Source organism: Xanthomonas sp. DAR 35659, from assembly GCF_041242975.1.
Lineage (GTDB): Bacteria > Pseudomonadota > Gammaproteobacteria > Xanthomonadales > Xanthomonadaceae > Xanthomonas_A > Xanthomonas_A medicagonis.
The window spans coordinates 2118769-2139605 of sequence record NZ_CP162488.1; the positions used below are offsets into that span (position 1 = coordinate 2118769).

Consider the following 20837-nt stretch of genomic DNA (forward strand, 5'->3'; position numbering starts at 1 on the left):
ACACGCGGCAAATTGACCCTCGGGGCGGGCTGTGTAAAGTATCGGCAACACCCCTCAGGCCTTCCTCCCGCGATGGACATCGGCGCCCGCCTGCATCGGGTTCGCACCGCCCACGGCCTCAGCCAGCGCGAGCTGGCCAAGCGGGTGGGGGTGACCAACAGCACGATCTCGTTGATCGAGCAGAACAAGGTCAGTCCCTCGGTGAGTTCGCTGAAGAAGGTGCTGGACGGCATCCCGATCTCGCTGGCGGAGTTCTTCACCCAGGACCTGGACCTCGGCGTGGCCGACGCGCCGTTCTACCGCGCCGACGAACTGCCCGACGTCGGCAGCGACGGCATCCACTACTACCTGGTCGGCCAGCACCGCCCGCAGCGGCAGATGTGCATCCTGCGCGAAGTGATGCCGCCGGGCAGCGACACCGGCAGCACGATGCTGGTGCACGAGGGCGAGGAAGGCGGGGTGGTGGTGGCCGGCGAGGTGGAAATCACCGTCGGCGCGCAGGTGCGCGTGCTGCGCGCCGGCGAGGGCTACTATTTCGAGAGCCGGGTGCCGCACCGGTTCCGCAACGTCGGCAGCGAGACCGCGGTGCTGGTCAGCGCCAACACGCCGGCCACGTTCTGAGCGGCGCGCCGGCGGCGACCGCGCCACGCGCCATCCATCCCTTTCTCCCGATCCGGAGCGTCCGATGACCGCACCCCGCACCCGTGAAGCCTGGCAGGCGCTGGCCGACACGCTGCAGCTACGCACCCAGGCCTTCATCGACGGCCGCTACGTCGATGCCGCCAGCGGCAAGACCTTCGACTGCATCAGCCCGATCGACGGGCGTGTGCTCGGCCGGGTCGCCGAGGGCGGCGCCGAGGACATCGAACGCGCGGTCGCCGCCGCGCGGCGCAGCTTCGACGCCGGGCAGTGGTCGCGGGCCAAGCCGGCGCAGCGCAAGAAGACCCTGCTCAAGCTCGCGCACCTGGTCGAACAGCATGCCGACGAACTGGCGCTGCTGGAAGCGCTGGACATGGGCAAGCCGGTGCGCGACGCGCGCACTGTGGACGTGGCGGCCACCGTGCGCTGCCTGGCGTGGACCGCCGAGGCGGTGGACAAGCTGTATGGCGAAGTGGCGCCGACCGGGCACGACGAACTGGGCCTGATCACCCGCGAACCGCTGGGCGTGATCGGTGCGATCGTGCCGTGGAATTTCCCGCTGTTGATGGCGGCGTGGAAGATCGCCCCGGCGCTGGCCGCGGGCAACTCGGTGGTGCTCAAGCCCTCGGAGAAATCGCCGCTGAGCGCGCTGCGCCTGGCCGAGCTGGTCGCCGAGGCCGGCATTCCCGACGGCGTGTTCAACGTGGTGCCGGGCTTCGGCAAGAGTGCCGGCGAGCCGCTGGCGCTGCACATGGACGTGGACGGGCTGGTGTTCACCGGCTCCACCGCGGTCGGCAAGCGCCTGCTGCAATGCGCCGGGCTGTCGAACATGAAACGCGCCTACATGGAGTGCGGCGGCAAGAGCCCGAACCTGGTGTTCGCCGACGCGCCGGACCTGGAGCAGGCGGCGCAGGCCGCGGCCGGCGCGATCTTCTACAACCAGGGCGAGGTCTGCACCGCGGCCTCGCGCCTGCTGGTGGAGCGTTCGATCAAGGACGCCTTCGTCGCCCGCGTGGTCGCCGCCGGCCGTGCGCTGCAGCCGCGGCATCCGTTAGACGCCGACGCGGCGATGGGCGCGCTGGTGGACGAGACCCAGACCCACCGCGTGCTCGACTACATCGCCCGCGGCAGCGAGGAAGGCGCGCGGCTGCTGCTCGGCGGCAAGCGCGTGGAGGTGGTGCCCGGCGGCTGCTACGTGGAGCCGACCATCTTCGACGAGGTCGGCCACGAGCACACCATCGCCCGCGAGGAGATCTTCGGCCCGGTGCTGTCGGTGATCGCCTTCGACGACGAGGCGCATGCGCTGCGCATGGCCAACGACAGCGAGTACGGCCTGGCGGCAGGCGTGTGGACCCGCGACATCGGCCGCGCGCATCGCGTGGCGCGCGCGCTGCGCGCCGGCAGCGTGTGGGTCAACTACTGGGATGGCGGCGACATGACCGCGCCGTTCGGCGGCTACAAGCAGTCGGGCAATGGCCGCGACAAGTCCTTGCATGCATTCGACAAGTACAGCGAGATGAAGGCGACGTGGATCAATCTGGCGGTTTAGCTGGGAATGGGGAATGGGGATTCGGGATTGGTAAAAGCGGATTCCGGGGCTGGCGATATGGCTGTGAACCAGCCCATCACGGGATCAGCCCGAGTTGCGGCCTCGGCCGTCGTGCGTACGGATGCGCAGTGGCAGCTTGGTGACCTGTGCGGCGTGAGGGCAAATCTTTAGTGCCCTGCTTGCGCCACAATGAGCCGGATCAAGCCCGATGCAGCTTGCCCTGTAGTAGCGGCTTCAGCCGCGACAGGCGTACTGGAACGTCTCGTCGCGTTTGGAACCGCTCATACAGCACATGAGCCGTAGTTGTTAGAAGTGCCCTTGAATCGCATCGGCCCGTGCGCGATTGCCTAGGAGCGACGGCGGGATCGCGACCAGGCCGCGGGCTTCGACGGTCTACGCCGCTGCAGTGTGGATACTGAAACGGCGGCGTGTTGCGGCGTCGATAGCCTCTGGCACCGGGGGCGATCAGGCCTCTCCTGCACAGTTTCTCGTCCGACTGCGCGCAGGTACCGGCGCGTTGCGCGCCGCGCACGTCAGCCCGCGTTGCCCAGCAGCGGTTGCAGCGTCGGTTCCAGTTCGCGCCGGCGCCAGCCGGCCAGCGGCTGCGGCCATTGGCCGCTTTCCAGCAGCGCTTCCAGGTGCTTGCGCGAGGCGAGCAGGCCGTCGGCCAGGCCGAGTTCGGCGCTGCGCGCGGATACCGCGTCCTGCAGGCGCTTCAATGCGGCCTTGTTGTCGTCGCTGGCGGCCAGCGCCAGCGGCGCCTCGTCCTCGTCCGGCAAGGGCGTGGTCAGCGCCTGCCACAACGCGTCGCCGAGCTTGCGCGGCGCCTTGGGATGCTTGTCGAGCACGCCCTGCAGCGCCTGGCGGTCGGCCGGCGGCACGCGCGCCAGGGTGGCGGCCAGTTCGTTGTCCAGGATCCAGCTGCGCGGCTTGTCGCTGTGCCGGGCCTGCGCGTCGCGCCAGCGCAGCAGGCGCAGCAGGCGCCGCTGCGACGGCCGATCCATGAATTGCGCCGCGCGCATGCCCAGGTGCGGCCAGCGCTCGCCCTCGTCGTGCTCGACGGTGCCGAGCAGGCGCTCGCCGTCCTCGTGCAGCCAGGCGTCGCGGCCCAGCGCCTGCAAGCGCTGCTGCAAGGCGTCGTGGATCGCGAACAGATGGCGCACGTCGTCGGCGGCGTACTCCAGTTGCGCCGGCGACAGCGGGCGGCGCAGCCAGTCCGAGCGCGTCTCGCCCTTGGCCAGGTGCACGCCGGTGATCTCCAGCACCAGTTTCTGGTAGCCCATGCCGGCGCCGAGGCCGGCCAGGCCGGCGCCGATCTGGGTGTCGAACAGCGGCCGCGGCAGCGTGCCGCAGGCGCACTTGAACGCCACCAGGTCTTCGCTGGCGCTGTGCATGACCTTGAGGATGGCCGGGTCCGCCAGCCACGGCGCCAGCGCCTGCGGCATGCCGGGGATCAGCGGATCGATCAGCAGGATCTCGTCGGCCACCGCCATCTGCACCAGCGCCAGTTGCGGCCAGTAGGTGCGTTCGCGGACGAATTCGGTATCCAGGCCGATCCGGGCGGGGCGCTGCGCCAGTCGCTCGGCCAGCTCGGCGGGTTGCTTGATCCAATAGGGCACGTGGTTTCCGTCGAATGCAGGGTTTGCTCAGGCAGGCGAGAATAGCCTAACGTCGGCCCGCCGGCCGCACGGACGGGATGGCGCGAGCGCTATCGAAAGGCAATGTCGTTGGGAGGAAGCGTGCGCACGAGCGGCCCTGTGATCGTCTGGACCCTGCTGGCCGCGCTGCTCGGCGGCTGTACGGGGCAGGCGCCCGCGCCCGCGCCCGCGCCGTCGGCGCCCGCCAAGCCAGCCGCCGCGCCCGCGGCCGCGGCCAAGCCGGTGCAGGCGCCCAGCGTCACCATCGGTGGCGAGGACGCGGCCGAGACGGTGGCGCGCTGGCAGCCGCCGCTGCCCACGCTGGCGCGCGGCGGCCTGGCCCAGGCCCGCCGCGACGCCGCGCGCGCGCTGGCCGAGGACCGCCTGTTCGAGGACGCGCACGCGGCGATCCCGCTGTACCTGGCGATCCGCGCGCTGGCGCCGCAGGACCCGGCCGCGCGCGCCGGGCTGCGCAAGGCGCGGCTGCGGCTGCTGCAGCGCGGCGATGCGCTGTTGCAGACGCAGGAGCAGCAGGCGCAGGCGCTGGAGCAGGCCGGCCGCATCGCGATGGTGGCGATGACGCTGGACGCCGACGATCCGGCGGTGCGGCGCCTGCAGCAACGGGTGGAACTGGCGCAGCGGGTGCTGGCCTACAACCGCGCCGGCGAGGAGGACCTGCGCGCCGGTCGCCTGGGCGAGGACGGCAATGGCGCGCTGGCCAATTTCCACGAAGCGCTGCAACTCGATGGCAGCGACGCGCGCGCGCGGCAAGGCGTGGCGGCGGTGGAGAGTGCGCTGATCCGCCGCGCCGAAGCGGCCGCGGCGGGGGCCGATTTCGCCGCCGCCGGCAGTTGGTTGGCGCGCGCGGCGCGCATCCGCGACGACGCCGCCACCGTGCGCGATGCGCGCCTGCGGGTGGAGGCCGTGCGCAACGCGCGCATCGCCGGCCTGCGCGATGCCGGCCTGCGCGACCTGGCCACGCCGGCCGGGTTGAAGGCCGCGCGCGAGAAACTGGGCGAGGTGCTGCGCATCGCCGACCCGGGCGATCCGGTCGCGGCGATGCTGCGCGAGCGCATCGACCTGGCCACCCACTACGGCAGTTTCCGTCCGGGCCAGGTGTTCACCGACGGCATGAGCAGCGGCGAGCGCGGGCCGCAGATGATCGTGGTGCCGCACGGCGGTTTCCGCATGGGGGCCGGCGCCAGCGAGCCGGGCGCGGCACCGGCGGAGCAGCCGCAGCACTACGTGCGCTTCGAGCGCGGCTTCGCGATGTCGATCACCGAGGTCACGGTGGCCGAGTTCCGCCGTTTCGTCGAGGCCAGCGGCGCGCGGCCGCGCGCGACCCGGCGCGGGCATTCGATCGTCTACGACGAGCGCAGCGGCAACTTCGTGCGCCGCAGCGGCGTGGATTGGCAGTCGGACTACAACGGCGCGCGCGCCGCGCCGAACAGCCCGGTGATGCACGTCAGCGTGCGCGATGCCGAAGCCTACGCGGCCTGGTTGTCGGCGCAGACCGGGCGCCACTACCGGCTGCCCAGCGAGGCCGAGTTCGAGTATGCGTTGCGCGCCGGCAACCGCGGCCGCTATCCGTGGGGCAATGCCGGCATCCCGCCGCGCGGCGCCGGCAACTTCACCGGCAGCGGCGACGTCTCGCCCAGCGGCCGCCACTGGAACAACGCCTTCGTCGGTTACGCCGACGGCTTCTGGGGGCCGGCGCCGGTGGCCAGCTTCAAGGCCAATGCCTGGGGCCTGCACGACATGGGCGGCAACCTCAGTGAGTGGGTCGCCGATTGCTGGCATTCCAGCTACCGCCGCGCGCCCGCCGACGGCAACGCCTGGTTCAACCCCGGATGCCGCTCGCGGGTGGTGCGCGGCGGCAACTGGGCCAATGCGCCGGAGCAGACCCGGGCCGCCTGGCGGCTGATGCAGGACTCCGACACCACCAGCGCCCGGGTCGGTTTCCGCCTGGTGCGCGGAATTTGACGCGGCCGCGCGCGCGGCGTGGGTACAGTGCCTTCACCGGCCGGCATCCTCGCCGCCGACCAGCCAGCAAGGGGATGGGACATGAGCAACGTCTTCGGCCGCCAGGGCGGGGAACAGGGCGGTAGCCGGCGCGGGCCGCTGGGCGGCATCCGCTGGCTGGTGCTGCTCGGTTTCGCGGTGTATGCCGGGTTCTACTGGTTCTCCAACCGCAGCGAGGATCCGTACACCGGCGAGAAGGTGCTGATCGACAATTCGCTCGGCGTCGAGGACGAGAAGGCGCTGGGCCTGCAGGCCTACCGGGAAATCCTGGCGCAGGAGCGTCCGGTCGATCCGCAATCGCAGGTGGCGCAGCAGGTGCGCGCGATCGCGCAGCGGCTGATCGCCAAGGTCGATGTGGTCGAGGACGCGCTGGCCGCCGAGCACGGCATGCAGGCCAAGCACTACGCGCGCGGCTTCGACTGGGACGTCAACGTGATCGAATCCGAGCAGGCCAATGCGTTCTGCCTGCCCGGCGGCAAGATGGCGGTCTACACCGGCCTGCTGCCTGTGGCCAAGAACGCCGATGCGATGGCGGTGGTGATGGGCCACGAGATCGCGCATGCGCTGCTGCGCCACGGTGCGCAGCGGATGGCGCAGCAGAAGCTGACCCAGATCGGACAGATGGCCGGCGCGGCCAGCGGCATGGATCCGCAACAACAGCAGATGGCGATGGCGGCGATGGGTTACGGCTACCTGCTGCCGTACGCGCGCGGCCACGAGACCCAGGCCGACGAGGTCGGACTGATGCTGGCCGCGGCAGCCTGCTTCGACCCGCAGGAAGCGGTGCCGCTGTGGCAGCGGATGAGTGCCAGCAGCGGTGGCCAGGCGCCGCCGGAGTTCGCGTCCACCCATCCCAATCCGGGGACGCGGATCCAGAACCTGCAGGCGATGATGCCCAAGGCGATGGAGTACCGGCAGCGCTTTTGCGAATCGGCGCAGACAGCGCAGCGTTGAGGAGGGTGGAAGGTGCCGCGGGCGACTGTAGATGAGCCCCAGTAACGTCGAAAGCGTCCTGTAGGAGCGGCTTCAGCCGCGACGGGCTCTACCAGGAACGCCTCGTCGCGGGTGAATTCTCCCTCAAGGCAAACTGCCTCCGGCTTGATTGCGGCGAAAGCGGGCTATCAGAGGTGCCCTGTAGGCGTCTTCGCCGGGCGGCGCACGCCAGCGTGCGCCGCCGCCCGTGCATGCCGGGCTCAGCGCGTATGCGCCGGCATCGCCGCGGCCGCGGCGTCCACGGCCGCATCCGCTGCGGCGGCGGCCGCATCGGCTGCGGTCTGCGCGTCCGCCGCTCGCGGCGTGGCCAGGCGCTCCCCGAGTCCCAGCAGTTCGACGAACTCGCGCCGGCTGCCGTTGCGATCCTCGCCGATCGCCGCGCGCGCCGCGGCGGTCACTCCCGCCCAATCCCAGCCATCGATGTGGCTGCCGCCGCGCAACAGGTCGGCATAGGCGGCGACCGCGGCGGCGAAACGCAGGTCCATGCTCGGCCGCGCCGTCGGCGTCGCCGCGATCGTGCTCTGCAGCAGGCGGCTGCGCTGCTGCCCGGGCAGCTTGTAGCGCAGCCGCAACTGCCCCAGTTCGCCGGCATGCAGCGCCGTCTTCGCAGGTGCCTGGTCGGCATAGCGTAGCGCCGGCAGCCGCTGCGCGGTGCTGCCCACCGGGGTGATCTCGTACAGCGCGGTGACGCTGTGCCCGGCGCCGATGTCGCCGGCATCGACCTTGTCGTTGGCGAAGTCCTCGCGCGCCAGCATCCGGTTCTCGTAGCCGATCAGGCGGTACTCGGCGACCTGCGCGGGATTGAACTCGACCTGGATCTTGACGTCGCGGGCGATGGTCAGCAGCGTGGCCTGCATCTGCTGCACCAGCACCTTGTGCGCCTCGCGCGCCGAATCGATGTAGGCATGGGCGCCATCGCCGACATCGGCCAGGCGCTCGGCCATCGCGTCGTTGTAGTTGCCGCTGCCGAAGCCGAGCGTGCTCAGCGCCACGCCGCTGCGGCGCTGGTCGGCGACCAGGGTCTCCAGCGCGCCGCGATCGATCGTGCCGACGTTGAAGTCGCCGTCGGTGGCCAGGATCACCCGGTTGCTGCCGCCGGGGATGAAGCTCTGGCGCGCGGTGGCATAGGCCAGGCGGATGCCGTCGCCGCCGTTGGTGCTGCCGCCGGCCTGCAACCGCTCCAGCGCCGCCAGGATCTCGGCATGGCGGTCGCCGGGCGTCGGCGGCAGCACCAGTCCGGCCGAGCCGGCGTAGACCACGATCGACACCCGGTCTTGCGCGCGTAGCTGCGGCACCAGCATGGCGAAGGCCTGCTTGAGCAGCGGCAGCTTGTCCGCGGACTCCATCGAGCCGGAGGTGTCGATCAGGAACACCAGGTTCGACGGCGGCAGCGCCTTGCGCGGGACGTCATAGCCCTTGATGCCGATCATCAGCAGTTGCCGCTGCGGGTTCCAGGGCGCGGCGGCCAGTTCGGTGGTGACGCGGAACGGCGTGTCGGTGCCGAGCGGCGCCGGGTGCGCGTAGTCGAAGTAGTTGATGAATTCCTCCGCGCGCACCGCATCGGCGGGCGGGCGCTGGCCGTCGCGCAGCATGCGTCGCACGTTGGTGTAGCTGCCGGTGTCCACGTCGATGGAGAAGGTGGACAGCGGCTGCTCGCGCGCGCTGTGCACCGGATTGTCCGTCGGGTGTTCGTAGTGTTCGCGGTCGAGCGGCGGCTGCGCCGTCGCCGCCATGGGCAGGCGCACATCGCTTTGCGCACTGTTGGCCGACAAACGTACCAGCATGTGCGCGGATGGCGCGGAAGGCGCCGGAGGCGCCGGAGGCGCGGGCGAGCTCACCATACGTGGTTGTGTGGGTTCGGGCAGGCGCGCCGCGTCCGCAGGGGCGGCGGGCGCTGCGGTGGTGGCGATTGGCGTGGTTGCCGGTGCCGATGCCGTCGTCGAGGCCGGGGCGCGTGTGGCGCCGCGCTCGTCGCTGGCGGTGGTGCTGCAGCCTGCCAATAGCGCGACGAGGATCAGGGCAGGCAGGGGGGAACGGGATGGGCGTGGCGACATGATGGGCACTCGGTGTGGGTCCGAGGCAACAAACGCGCGAATGCCGGCATCGGGGTTGAGCCTCGGCGCGGCGGACGCGCGGCGTCGCTGGCCGATGCCGCCCAGGACCTGAATGTGGTGCGGGGGCGGGCCTCGGACCCGGCCCGCGGCGGGTGCATCATGTGCCGACCGTACCGGGAGCCCTCGCCATGCCACGCCTCTTGCTGTCACTGCTCGCACTGGCCGCGCTGGCCGGCTGCGCGACCAACCGGCTCAGCGACGACGAGCGCCTAGCGCTGTACCGCGCCCACGCGGCCGCGCCGGTGCGCGATTTCCAATACTTCAACCGGCTCAGCGGCTGGACCGCGCTCGGCGACAGCGCGCTGGCGGTGTGGACGCGCCCGAACCAGGCCTATCTGCTGGAGCTGACCGGGCGCTGCGTGGACCTGGATTTCGCGCCCACGATCGCCATCACCCACTTCGGCAACCGGGTCTCGGCGCGGTTGGACGACGTGCTGGTCTTCGGCGGCGCATCGCCCACCATTCGCCTGCCGTGCCGTATCCAGAGCATCCGCCCGCTGGACGTGAAGGCGCTGCGTATCTCGGAAAAGGAGTTGCGCGAGGCCAAGGTGCAGGAGCGGGCGGAGCAGGCGCAGGAGCAGAAGGCCGGCGATGCGACGGCGACGGGCGAATAGGGCACTGGAGGTCGCTGGGTGAGGGGCGTTGGGCCTTCACCTGGATCCTGCGGGCAAGGCGCTGCTGGCGGATGCGAGGCCTTTTGTCAGCGCTGGCGCAGCGCGCTGCGAACCATGGGAGGTGTGGTTCTGCGCCGCTGCACCGTCGGCGGATGCGAAGTTGCGCTGTGGTGTGACGCGATGGCGGGTCCGATTTGTTCTCTATGAAAACGACTTTCGCGATGGGCGATAGTGCCTGTCGCGGCTGAAGCCGCTCCTACAGCGGCATGCAACGCGCGGCCATCCCAACGCCCGCATCCAGCCTCCAATCCCCATTCCCGATTCCCCAATCCCGGCTCTGTGCGATAGTGCCTGTCGCGGCTGAAGCCGCTCCTACAGCGGCATGTGACGCGCGGCGATCCCAACGTCTGCATCCAGCCCCCAATCCCCATTCCCGATTCCCCAATCCCGGCTCTCTGCGATGGCGCCTGTCGCGGCTGAAGCCGCTCCTACAGGACTCCGCTGCTTTCTGTAGGAGCGGCTTCAGCCGCGACCGCCTGCACTCGCATCAGCCTCTGAACGTAAGTCCACGACCCAAGCAGCGGCCAATCAAGCGACGCCGCGCTCGGCCTATTCGTCCAGCCGCAACGTCAGGCACTTCGCCGCGCCGCCGGCCTTGAGGAATTCGTCCAGCGGGGTCTGCACCACGCGGTAGCCGATGGCCGCCAAGGCGGCGCACAGGTCGGGCGAGGCGCGATTGAGCAGCAGGGTATCGTCCAGGTCCACCGCGTTGCAGGCGAAGGCGAGGGCGTCGGCCTCGCCGACGGCGATGCGTCGCGACGCCGGGATGTGCTGGACGATCGCCTGCTGCGCGTCGGCGTCGAATGCGGCCGGGTAGTACAGCAGGTAGCCGTCGCGCAGTGGGCAGAAGCAGGTGTCCAGGTGATAGAAGCGCGCGTCGACCAAGCGCAGCGGTACCACCTCGATGTCCAGCAGGTCGGTCAGTTCGTGCGCGGCGGCCAGGTCGCTGCGGTGGCCGTGGCCCATCCACAGCCGGCGCGTGCCGCGGTCCAGCAGCGCGTCGCCGGCGCCTTCGAAGTACACCTGCTCGGGCAGTTCGAGAATGCGCAGGCCGGCCTGGCGGCACCAGGCGGTGAACAGCGCTTCCTCGCCACGGCGTTCGGCGTGGCGGAAGCGGCTGGGGACGAAGCGGTCGCCGAGCACCAGCCCGGCGTTGGCGCTGAACACCATGTCCGGCAGGCCCGGGGCGGCGGGGATGCACTCGACCCGGGCGCCAGCGTCCTCGGCCGCGGCCACCAGCGCGTTCCACTGCGCTTGCGCGCGCTCGCGGCTGGCCGCATGGACGTTGCCTTCCATCCATGGGTTGATCACGTAGTCCACCGCGAAGTGCCGCGGCGCGCACATCAGCAGGCGATGGCCGCCCTGCGCGCCGGACTGCGGCGACAGCTCGGCGAGCGCCGTGTCCGCATCGTGTTCGACCATGCTCCCCGCGCCGAATTTCTCGATCATGCCGGCTTCGCTCCGTGCTGGTGATGCGCGAACGCTAGCGCGGGCGTGTTGCGGGCGCGTGTCTGTGGAGAGCCGGGATTGGGGATGGGGGATTCGGGATGGGGAGGCGGGCGACGTCGTGGTGCGTCGCCCGCGCTTGCGCTTACGGCAGGGCCGGTTGCAGGCCCACGCCGAGGCGGTTCCAGGCATTGATCAGGGCGATCGCCATGGTCAGCGCGCTGATGCCCTGCGCGTCGAAATGCGCGGCCAATGCGTCGTAGCAGGCATCCGACGGCGCGCCGGCGGGCAGGGTGGTCAGCGCTTCGGCCCAGGCCAGCGCGGCGCGTTCGCGGGCGTCGAAGAAGCGGCTCTCGCGCCAGCCGGCGACCGTGTCGAGCTTGCGCGGCTCCAGGCCGGCCTTGCGCAGGGCCGTGGCATGCATGTCGATGCAGTAGCTGCAGCCGTTGAGTTGGGAAACGCGCAGGAACACCAGTTCGGCCAGGTCGTGGCCGAGCACGCCGTCGTGCACCTGCTGGCTGGCGCTGAGCAGGGCGCGGAAGGCGGTGGGTTCGTGGCGGGTGTAGTCGATGCGATGGAAATGCATGGTGCGGGTCCATGACGGCCGCAATGGCCGCCTTCGCCACCAGGACGTGCGGCGGCGCGTCGGCGTGACAGGGCTGGCGAGAACGCCCAATACCATTGTCCGGGCGCGGGCCGACGATCAGGTCCGCGCAACCGGCGGATGTTGCGTCGGGTGGGGTCGACGGCACCGGCCGCGGCCTGCGCCTGCCACGGCGATCGCTCAGGTCCGCGCCGTCAGCGGCGGCAGCTTGTCCGGATTCATCAGCGTCAGCACTTCGACGATGCGCTCGCCGTCGATCACCACCAGCACCGCAGAATGCAGGCGCGCGCCGGCGAAGCGCAGGATCGCCGGTTCGCCGTTGACCGTGCCGAGCCGCGTGCGCAGGCCCAGGCCACGTCGCGCCACCGCCCAGTACAGGCGGGCGATGCGCTCGGCGCCGAGCAGCGGCCGCAGCGTGGCGGTGACCTTGCCGCCGCCGTCCGAGCGCATCCGCGCATTGGCGTCCAGCAGCGCCACGATCGCGTCGCGATCGCCCTGCTGCGAGGCGTGCATGAAGCGCTCCAGCAACTGCCGGTAGCGCTGCGGCGGCACCGCGAAGCGCGGCCGCGCGGCCTTCAGTCGTTCGCGCGCGCGATGCACCAGTTGCCGGCAGTTGGCTTCGGTATGGCCGAGCAACTGGCCGATCTGCGCGTAGTCGTAGTCGAACGCCTCCTTCAGCAGGAACGCGGCGCGCTCATGCGGGCTCAGTTGCTCCAGCAGCGCCAGGAACGCCACCGATACCTGCTCGGCGCGGTCATGGCGCTCGGCCGGGTCGGTGTCCTCGGCGATCTCCAGCGGCTCGGGCAGCCACGGGCCGGTGTAGTGGACGCGGGCGCTGCGCGCCGCGCGCAGGCGGTCCAGTCCGAGCCGGGTGGTGGTGGTCACCAGCCAGGCTTCAGGGTCGCGGATCGCGGCGCGGTCGCTGGACTGCCAGCGCAGCCAGGCGTCCTGCAGCACGTCCTCGGCGTCGTGGCGACTGCCGAGCAGGCGGTAGGCCAGGCCGAACAGCCTGGGGCGTTGGGTTTCGAAGGTCGGATCGGGGCGCATGACGACCAGGACGGAACAGGGCGTGCCGGCGTGACAGCGGGCGGGGCCGCCACTTTGCCCTAAAATGGACGGGTTTCCCCCGCCAGCCGCAGAGCCAGCCGTGACCTCGATCAAGCAGGAAGACCTCATCCAGTCCGTCGCCGACGCGCTGCAGTACATCAGCTACTACCACCCGGTCGACTACATCAAGAACCTGTCGGCGGCCTACGAGCGCGAGCAGTCGCCGGCGGCCAAGGACGCCATCGCGCAGATCCTGATCAATTCGCGCATGTGCGCCGAGGGCCACCGGCCGATCTGCCAGGACACCGGCATCGTCACCGTGTTCCTCGAGATCGGCATGAACGTGCGCTGGGACGACGCCACCATGGGCGTGGAGGACATGGTCAACGAGGGCGTTCGCCGCGCCTACAACCATCCGGACAACAAGCTGCGCGCCTCGGTGCTGGCCGACCCGGCCGGCAAGCGCCAGAACACCAAGGACAACACCCCGGCGGTGGTCAACGTGAAGGTCGTCCCCGGCGACACCGTCGACGTCATCGTCGCGGCCAAGGGCGGCGGCTCGGAGGCCAAGAGCAAGTTCGCGATGCTCAACCCGTCCGATTCCATCGTCGACTGGGTGCTCAAGACCGTGCCGACCATGGGCGCCGGCTGGTGCCCGCCGGGCATGCTCGGCATCGGCATCGGCGGTACCGCCGAGAAGGCGATGCTGCTGGCCAAGGAAGCGCTGATGGAGCCGATCGACATCGTCGACCTGCAGGCCCGCGGTGCGTCAAACCGTGCCGAGGAACTGCGCCTGGAGCTGTACGAGAAGGTCAACGCGCTGGGCATCGGCGCGCAGGGCCTGGGCGGCCTGACCACGGTGCTGGACATCAAGGTCAAGGACTACCCGACCCACGCCGCCAACCTGCCGGTGGCGCTGATCCCCAACTGCGCGGCCACCCGCCATGCGCACTTCACCCTGGATGGCAGCGGCGCGGTGATGCTGGATCCGCCGTCGCTGGAGGACTGGCCCACGCTGACCTACAACCCGACCAACGCGCGCCGGGTGAACCTGGACACCATCACCCGCGAGGAGGTGGCCAGCTTCAAGCCGGGCGAGACGATCCTGCTCAACGGCAAGCTGCTGACCGGCCGCGACGCCGCGCACAAGCGCATGATCGACATGCTCAACCGCGGCGAGACGCTGCCGGTGGACTTCACCAACCGCTTCATCTACTACGTCGGCCCGGTCGATCCGGTGCGCGACGAAGTGGTCGGCCCGGCCGGCCCCACTACCGCCACGCGCATGGACAAGTTCACCCGGCAGATGCTGGAGCAGACCGGCCTGCTGGGCATGGTCGGCAAATCCGAGCGCGGCGACGCGGCGATCGCCGCGATCCGCGACAACAAGGCGGTGTACCTGATGGCGGTCGGCGGCTCGGCCTACCTGGTGTCCAAGGCGATCAAGGCCAGCAAGGTGCTGGCGTTCGAGGACCTGGGCATGGAGGCGATCTACGAGTTCGAGGTCAAGGACATGCCGGTGACCGTGGCGGTCGACGCCAGCGGCGAGTCGGTGCACAAGACCGGCCCGCGCGAGTGGCAGGCGCGCATCGGCAAGATTCCGGTGGTGGTCGAGGCCTGATCGTGCATACCGCGAACGCCGGCGAGGACGCCGGCGTTCCGCGTGGCGCTGGCGGCGCGCCGGCGTCGCGGCAATAATCGGCGTTGGTTCCGCCTCCGGGGAAACGTCGTGTCCATCGTGCTTTACGGCTCGCCCAGCACCGCCTCGTTCGTCGTGCACTGGTTGCTGATCGAACTGCAGGTCGATTTCGAACTGCGGATGCTCGATTTCGAGCGCCAGGAGCAGAAAAGCCCCGACTACCTGGCGATCAACCCGCAGGGGCGGGTGCCGACCCTGGTGCTGGACGGGCAGGTGCTGACCGAATCGGTCGCCATCGCCCTGCACCTGGCCGACCTGTATCCGCACGCCGGCCTGGCGCCGCCGCCGGGCACCCCCGAGCGTGCCGCCTACTACCGCTGGATGTTGTTCTGCGCCTACACCCTGATGCCGGCCTATCGCGACTGGTTCTACCCCGACGAACCGGCCGGCGCCGACAACGCCGAGCGCGTGCGCGCCAGCGCCCGCGCGTTCCTGGAAAAGGCCTGGGACGAGGTCGCGGCGCATCTGCAGCAGCAAGGGCCGTACCTGCTCGGCGAACACTGCAGTGCCGCCGATTTCGTGCTGGTCATGCTGATGCGCTGGTCGCGCAACATGCCGAGGCCGACCGATACCTGGCCGGCGCTGAAGGAACTGGCCGAGCGGATGAAGGCGCGCCCGGCATTCCACGAGACGTACCGCCGGGAAGGCATCGTCGATTGGACATGAGTGGCGCGCCTACGCTGAGCGAAATGCCAATCGGTGCCGCGTTCGTCTAATCGGTAACGCGCGCGGTCGGACATGGCAGTGGACAGTAGTAACGCGCGCAGGCGTCGCGTCCGCACGGTTGGCAAGGGCGGCGTCTGCTCAGGGAAGCCGCTGCGGTGTGAGCAGATAGAGCGTGCATATCCCGGCGGCCAACGCGAAGGCGCACAGAAAGGCCCACGGTGCGGGTCTCCAGCCCGCGGTGCGCCGCACCAGGGCGGCATTGCGCCAGCGGAGTGCAAGCGCGGGGTAGGTCAGCGCGCTGCAGGCCAGCCACAGCATGCACAGCGCCCCGAACCGCGCCCAGCCGACCTGCAGCCTTGCGCCGGAAACGACCACGGTGAAGAACCCCACATACGCCCATGCCGCCAGTGCAGCGATGGCGCCCAGTCCGTGGCGTGCGCGCTCCGAGGCGCGCGACAGCAGGCGTCCGAGCAGGAGCCATTCGCAGACGATCAACGGCGGGACGAACAGGAGGGTGAACGCCGCGGAGAACTCGCCGAGCATGCCGATCGCGATGTAGGACAGCGGCGTGAGCAGCAATCCCGTGACGAGTGCGGCCAGGCCGTAGGTGCCTGCGTGCCGAAGCGCTCGGGCGGAAAGGGTGTGCTTCATTGGGGAGTTTCGCGAGTGCCACGTACGACGACATGGCTGGCATGGTGCGGATTTCGTGGTGGAGGGGCGAGGCGAAGCGGAAACGTGGTCGCCCGGTGGAATGGCTCCCGAATCCGGACATAGAGCCGGAACGGACATGCCATCGACATGCAGTCCGGGGATGTCCTCCTCGTATGATGCACCGCTGCTGCTGGCCCTGGCCATCCTGGGAGCGGTGACCTTCCTTGGCCTGGGCACCTCCTGGGCGAAGCATTCCCTGTTTTCCCTGTTCTCCCTGGTCGGCGCGCAGGGCGCCACCGCAGTGCGCTTTGGGTTCTCCGCGGTGCCGCGGCTGCTGTGGCACCCCTGACGCTGGCCGCTGTCGCGTCGCGACGCGGGACGGCTGGCGGCCTAAGGGGCCGCCCTGGGCGCCGTGCACCTCCGCTTCTGTCTGTCGCTGCGGACTCTTCCGTTCGGCGTGCCGGTGGCGAGCGAGTACTGCGGCCGCTGCCGGTGGCGCTGCTGTCGTCCCGCCGCCCGCTGGACGTCGCCTGGAGGGGCTGGCGGCCGCGGCCCTGTGCCGTGGCGACAGGGCCTGGGCATGCCCGATCCGCGCGGCGTGCGCTACCGACCCCTTCGCGTCGGTACTTGCACCCTGCGTCGGCTGGCACGCTGCGGGCCGGGACTTGTCAACCGTCGCCGATTCCAGACCACGTACCTTGGGCACGCCTGGAACGCAGGCGCAAACTCCCCAGATGGGGACAAGGACGAGTCATGGAAATGAAGAAGACGGGCGTGCTGGCACGGATCGCGCTGGCTGGTGTGTTGCTGGCCGGCGCCGGCGCGGCGCAGGCATGCTGCCCGGATGGCGGCCACGGAGCGCCCGCGGCGGGCGCGGGTCTGGGCGAAAGCCTGCCGAAGGCGCGCAACCTGGCGTTGGATCCTGCCTGGCGCATCTACGAGTTCCAGCGCGACGGCGTGACCTACCTGCAGATCAATGACGTGGCGGGGAAGGTGCGGGCGGCCGTGGGCAGGATCAACGACACGCTGTGGGTGCTGCCCATGGGGGCGGACGTGGCGCGCGTGAGCCTGCCGGCGACGACGGCCGGCAGCGCCGGGACGGTGGTGTACCAGACGTCGGGGTTCGTCGTGCGCGTGGTGCCGGGTAGCGCCGGCAACGCCTGGGACATCAGGGCCGCGGACTGATCCCCGCGGCGCGCGATTCGGATACCAGGAAACTCAGGCTGTACGCATGGCGGCGCCGGCAGGTGCCGCCATGCACCTTGAGCCGCATCGCCAGTTCCCAGTCGGCATCCCGTGCCGGCGGACGCTGGCGCTCCAGCGGGGAGGCGTCGGCGAGCACGCAGACCGCGATGCCCTGGCGGGCTCCGGCGTGCCACACCCTGGCCCTGACGAGGTGGCGCCTGGCCGGCGGCAGCGCTTCCACGACGTCGCGCACGCAGCGGTAGGCGGCCAACTGCAAGCCGAGCGACAGGCGCATCGGGTCGCCGCGCAGCCGGCACTGGAACTCGGTCTCGCACAGATTGCCCATGGCCACCGAGCGCAGCGTCGCGTACAGCCCGTGCGTCTCGATGCCCAGTGGATACAGCGCGGTAACGTACTCGTCCAGCAGCCGCGTCTGGATCACCCCGCTGCGTGTCATCTCCATCGCCGCCGCGTGCTGTCCGCGCGCGCGCAGGTGCGCCACGATGTCCTTGCGCAGCCGGTTCATGTGCACGGCGAGATCGCTGTACTCCACCACGCGGCGCCGCAGCGTGCGTTCGGCCTGCAGGTAGCTGGCTTGCGCGAACTGCAAGGCCTGCTGGTGTTCGTGCCGGAAGCGGCGGGCACGCTCGAACGCGATCGACAGGCGCGAACCCACCACGAACAGGACCGTGGCCGCGGCCGCCAGCGCGACCTGGGCCTGGAATGCCTCCGCGTGATAGGCCGCCAGCGTCATCGTGTCCGGCAACATGATGCCGATGGCGACGTTGGCCAGCACGATGCCGACCGCCGCGCCCCGCCAGCCGTGCAGCAGGGTCAGCACGATCGACGGAACCACCATCATCGCCATCAGCATCTGTTGCGCGAGGCGATCGTGCGTCGCGCCTGCGACCAGGAACAGGGCCACCACCGCCGCGGCGCTCAGAAGCACGTTCCTGTGCAGTTCCGGTCGAGCGTCCCCCGGTTCCTTCCGGCGCAGCCACAACAGCGCCGGGAGGATGAACATCAGCATGCCCAGGTAATCGCCGAGCCAGTAGCGCGTCAGGGCCTCCAGCGGCGCCAGCGCCGTGTATCCCTTGAAGAGAGCATTCAACGCCAGGTTGCACAGCGTGCTCCACAGCGCCAGCGACAAGGCCAGAGGCAGCAGCAGGTATTCCTGATGCAGCAGCCGTGGCAGGTGGCGTCGCGCGGCGTGCACCGCCAGGGCGACGCATGGCATCAGCAGGAAGGGACTTACCCAGACCCACAACGGATTGGCGCCGCGCTCCAGCATCGGCACGCGGATCGCCAGCAGGGCGGCCGCGTCGCCGATCAGCAGGCAGGGCCACAGGCGATAGGGCAGGAACAGCAACGCCGCCACACGCAACCCCGCCGGCAAATACCATTGGTCCATGGACGAGCGCCACGCCAGCAGGAAACAGGCGCAGTAGGCCGTGCTCAGCAAAGCGCCTTTGGCGATGTCTCTCCTTGCGGCCATCCAAACCATCCGTGGCGTGTCGACACCACTGTACAAGTCGGATGCGGCGCTAGGGTAGACAGCTGTGTCTGCACCGATGCGCCCGCGTGGCATGTGCATTGTCCCCGCGCCGATGCGCATGCGCGACGACGCGATCCGATCGATCCTGCGCGTGCGCGGCTGGTAGGAAACGGTGCGACGCCGCGCTCACGCGAAGGCAGCGCCGATGTACTCGACCGACCTTACGGCGAGCGTCCCGGCGTGGCCGGACCGGTTGCGCCGATGTCGGCGACCCGGTGCAATCGCCGAACCGAGCCGCAACGCGTCGCTGCAGGGCAACGGTCGACAGTTCCGTGAGGTTGGACGGGCGCCTCGCCGACATGCGCCGCGGTCGGTGCGCGGGAGCCGTGGTGGCGCACCGCCGGTGCGCAGCGCGCCTGATCGAGCGCCACCGCTGCCGCGCCCGCGGCTAGGCCGTGCCGGCAGCGGTGGGCGAACGCGCGTGGCGGCGGGCGCCCGCGCGTCTCAGGAAGGGCGCGGGCTCAGTACCACTCCAGCAGCGACACGCCCAGGCCCACGTAGGTGGCGCGGTGGTTGTAGTCGATCATGCTCTCGCCATAGCCGTCGAACACCTGCACGTGGCCGCGCAGCAGGTTGCTGATCGGGAAGCCCCAGTCCAACTGCACCGCGCCATGCGAGCGGTCGCCGCTGCGCAGCGAGTGCCGCGCCATCAGCGAGACCTCGTGGCCGTTGCGGTTGTAGGTCAGGGTCGCATCGCCGCGGCCCATGTAGTCCTCGATGTCCGGGTTGTTGTCCTGGCGGTCGCTCTCCGGGATCCGGTACCACGGGCGCAGCACCAGCGCCCAGTTCTCGCGGTCCAGGCCGATGTTGAGGATCGCCCGGTTCCAGCTGCGCGAGAACGGATCGCTGCGGCCGTTGGATTGGTGGGTGAGCTGGATCCCGGTCATCCGGCCCTTCCAGCCGAACAGGCTGTAGTTGTTGCGGAACACCAGCGCCAGTTCCGGCTCGTAGTTGGTCTCGCGGAACGGCCGCGATTGCTCGCTGTTGTAGACCTGCCAGCGCGAACTCTGGGTATAGGCGCCCCACAGGTCGCCGTTGTCGCCGAAGAGGTTCTCGGCGATCTTGGTCTTGAAGCTGAGCTGGAACTTGGTCTCGATGCTGTCCAGCGGCTCGGCGGTGGTCACCGTGTTGTTCGGGTTCGGCGAGGACGGCAGCTCGTTCTTCTTGCTGGTCCAGAACGCCGGCAGCAGGTACACCGGCTTGTAGGCGCGCAACTGGAACACGCCGAGCTTGGAATCCTTGGCCAGCTCCCAGCGGCTGTCCAGCAACGAGCCCTTGCCGGCATTGGCGATGGTGGCGTCGTAGCGGTCCTCCTTGAACAGCGAGGCGGCGCGCTGGCGGGTGCGCTGGGCCAGGCCGGCGTCGGCTGGCAGGGTGGCATCCAGTTGCTGCTTCTGCCGCTCGGCGGCCGCCTGCGCCGCCGCATCGGCGGCCTGCGGGTCGACCCGTCGCGACAGCGCCTGGTCGTAGCAGGACAGGCGCGCGGCGTCGCTGGAAATGGCGACGCAGGCCTCGGGCGACGCCGGGGTGGGCAGCACCTCCTGGGCATGGGCCAGCGGGATCGCCGCGAAGGACAGCAGCAGGAGGGGACGGGCCGGGCGGTGGATCATGCGGGTTCTCTCGGAAGCGGGCGGCGTCGGCGGGTGTGCGCTGCCTGGATGAATGGCCGGCTGCGAAAATACAGCAGCTTCCGCAACGGGGTCATCACGCGTTCATCTCGCCGCGTGGACCCGGCCGCTCAGAGCAGCCACACCGCGGCGAACAGCCCGACCATCGCCACCGCCAGGCCCAGCTTGGCGGCGGTGCCCAGGACGATGCCCAGCCAGGTGCCGAGGCCGACCTTGGTCGCCTGCCGCAACTCCCGGCCATGCCAGTACTCGCCGGCCAACGCGCCGACGAAGGGGCCCACGAACAAGCCGATCGGCAGGAAGAACAGGCCCAAGATGCTGCCCAGCACCGAGCCCCACAACGCCTTGCGGCTGGCGCCGACCCGCTTGGCGCCGAACAGCGTGGCCAGGAAATCGACCAGGAACGAGAGCAGGGTCAGCACGCCCAGCACCAGCAGCGTCACCCAGCCCACACGCTGGAAGCCGTCGGCCCAGGCGGCCAGCAGCAGGCCGGCGAACAGCAGCGGCATGCCCGGCAGCGCCGGCAGCACCACGCCGGCGATTCCCACCACGACCAGCAGCGCGGCGATCGTGTAGTAGATGAACGTAGGATCCACGCCGCGGCCTCCGGGGGTCGTTTGGGGGTTGACAGAAGGGCGTTCTTGCGGATTGCAATTTCATTTTGGCCGGGGTAAGTTTTCAGCCGCTGCGTTTGCAAAGGTCACCGTGAATCGTGGCCCGATGCGGTA

At 70.2% G+C, this 20837-nt stretch carries 18 protein-coding genes; 9 read left to right on the forward strand and 9 right to left on the reverse strand.

Annotated elements, in window-relative coordinates; all coding sequences use genetic code 11:
• The first annotated feature begins 72 nt into the window (after positions 1–72).
• Positions 73–621: a cupin domain-containing protein gene (locus AB3X07_RS09030; RefSeq protein ID WP_369944149.1), complete on the forward strand. Its 549-nt coding sequence runs from the start codon at positions 73–75 to the stop codon at positions 619–621.
• Between the two features lie 64 nt (positions 622–685).
• Positions 686–2188 carry an aldehyde dehydrogenase gene (locus AB3X07_RS09035; protein ID WP_369944150.1) on the forward strand — a complete coding sequence of 501 codons (1503 nt, stop codon included), beginning with the start codon at positions 686–688 and terminating at the stop codon, positions 2186–2188.
• A 533-nt stretch (positions 2189–2721) separates the two neighbouring features.
• Here AB3X07_RS09035 and rnd read toward each other — a convergent pair.
• Positions 2722–3807, reverse strand: coding sequence for a ribonuclease D (gene rnd / locus AB3X07_RS09040; protein WP_369944152.1), 1086 nt, complete (start codon positions 3805–3807; stop codon positions 2722–2724).
• Between the two features lie 102 nt (positions 3808–3909).
• On the opposite strand from rnd, the gene AB3X07_RS09045 reads away from it, so the two are divergent.
• Both AB3X07_RS09045 and AB3X07_RS09050 read left to right on the forward strand, forming a co-directional pair.
• The gene (locus AB3X07_RS09045) at positions 3910–5808 is read left to right on the forward strand and encodes a formylglycine-generating enzyme family protein (RefSeq protein ID WP_369944153.1); all 1899 of its coding nucleotides are present in this window, start codon (positions 3910–3912) and stop codon (positions 5806–5808) included.
• 81 nt (positions 5809–5889) lie between these two features.
• Positions 5890–6801 (forward strand): M48 family metallopeptidase, encoded by a 912-nt coding sequence (locus tag AB3X07_RS09050; RefSeq protein ID WP_369944154.1) that lies wholly within the window; start codon positions 5890–5892, stop codon positions 6799–6801.
• 239 nt (positions 6802–7040) lie between these two features.
• Here AB3X07_RS09050 and AB3X07_RS09055 read toward each other — a convergent pair whose 3' ends face one another.
• Complete coding sequence (locus tag AB3X07_RS09055; RefSeq protein WP_369944155.1) at positions 7041–8624, reverse strand: vWA domain-containing protein; 1584 nt, start codon at positions 8622–8624, stop codon at positions 7041–7043.
• 458 nt (positions 8625–9082) lie between these two features.
• On the opposite strand from AB3X07_RS09055, the gene AB3X07_RS09060 reads away from it, so the two are divergent.
• Positions 9083–9568, forward strand: coding sequence for a DUF6491 family protein (locus AB3X07_RS09060; protein WP_369944157.1), 486 nt, complete (start codon positions 9083–9085; stop codon positions 9566–9568).
• 609 nt (positions 9569–10177) lie between these two features.
• On the opposite strand, the gene AB3X07_RS09065 is transcribed toward AB3X07_RS09060, so the two are convergent.
• The 3 genes from AB3X07_RS09065 to AB3X07_RS09075 form a co-directional block, all read right to left on the reverse strand.
• Complete coding sequence (locus AB3X07_RS09065) at positions 10178–11077, reverse strand: dimethylarginine dimethylaminohydrolase family protein (protein ID WP_369944158.1); 900 nt, start codon at positions 11075–11077, stop codon at positions 10178–10180.
• A gap of 142 nt (positions 11078–11219) precedes the next feature.
• On the reverse strand, positions 11220–11660 hold the full coding sequence (locus AB3X07_RS09070; protein ID WP_369944159.1) for a carboxymuconolactone decarboxylase family protein: 441 nt from the start codon (positions 11658–11660) through the stop codon (positions 11220–11222).
• A 198-nt stretch (positions 11661–11858) separates the two neighbouring features.
• Positions 11859–12725, reverse strand: a complete 867-nt coding sequence (locus AB3X07_RS09075; protein WP_369944161.1) for an RNA polymerase sigma-70 factor — start codon at positions 12723–12725, stop codon at positions 11859–11861.
• 100 nt (positions 12726–12825) lie between these two features.
• Between AB3X07_RS09075 and AB3X07_RS09080 the strand changes: the two genes are divergently transcribed.
• Together AB3X07_RS09080 and AB3X07_RS09085 are read left to right on the forward strand one after the other, a co-directional pair.
• Entirely contained in the window at positions 12826–14346 is a 1521-nt protein-coding gene (locus AB3X07_RS09080; RefSeq protein WP_019799126.1) for a fumarate hydratase, read from the forward strand.
• 108 nt (positions 14347–14454) lie between these two features.
• A complete protein-coding gene (locus AB3X07_RS09085; RefSeq protein WP_369944162.1) occupies positions 14455–15090 on the forward strand; it encodes a glutathione S-transferase family protein in 636 nt (211 codons plus the stop codon).
• Positions 15091–15228: 138 nt separating this feature from the next.
• On the opposite strand, the gene AB3X07_RS09090 is transcribed toward AB3X07_RS09085, so the two are convergent.
• Complete coding sequence (locus AB3X07_RS09090; protein WP_369944163.1) at positions 15229–15741, reverse strand: hypothetical protein; 513 nt, start codon at positions 15739–15741, stop codon at positions 15229–15231.
• A 160-nt stretch (positions 15742–15901) separates the two neighbouring features.
• Between AB3X07_RS09090 and AB3X07_RS09095 the strand changes: the two genes are divergently transcribed.
• Both AB3X07_RS09095 and AB3X07_RS09100 read left to right on the forward strand, forming a co-directional pair.
• A complete protein-coding gene (locus AB3X07_RS09095; protein WP_369944164.1) occupies positions 15902–16090 on the forward strand; it encodes a hypothetical protein in 189 nt (62 codons plus the stop codon).
• Positions 16091–16494: 404 nt separating this feature from the next.
• Positions 16495–16926, forward strand: a complete 432-nt coding sequence (locus tag AB3X07_RS09100) for a hypothetical protein (RefSeq protein ID WP_369944166.1) — start codon at positions 16495–16497, stop codon at positions 16924–16926.
• Here the strand turns inward: AB3X07_RS09100 and AB3X07_RS09105 are convergent.
• The 3 genes from AB3X07_RS09105 to AB3X07_RS09115 all read right to left on the reverse strand — a co-directional run bounded on the left by AB3X07_RS09105 (position 16910) and on the right by AB3X07_RS09115 (position 20705).
• Complete coding sequence (locus tag AB3X07_RS09105) at positions 16910–18421, reverse strand: MASE1 domain-containing protein (RefSeq protein WP_369944700.1); 1512 nt, start codon at positions 18419–18421, stop codon at positions 16910–16912. The genes AB3X07_RS09100 and AB3X07_RS09105 overlap by 17 nt on opposite strands.
• A gap of 521 nt (positions 18422–18942) precedes the next feature.
• The gene (locus AB3X07_RS09110; RefSeq protein ID WP_369944167.1) at positions 18943–20091 is read right to left on the reverse strand and encodes a phospholipase A; all 1149 of its coding nucleotides are present in this window, start codon (positions 20089–20091) and stop codon (positions 18943–18945) included.
• Between the two features lie 128 nt (positions 20092–20219).
• Positions 20220–20705: a DUF456 domain-containing protein gene (locus tag AB3X07_RS09115; RefSeq protein ID WP_369944168.1), complete on the reverse strand. Its 486-nt coding sequence runs from the start codon at positions 20703–20705 to the stop codon at positions 20220–20222.
• Between the last annotated feature and the right edge of the window lie 132 nt (positions 20706–20837).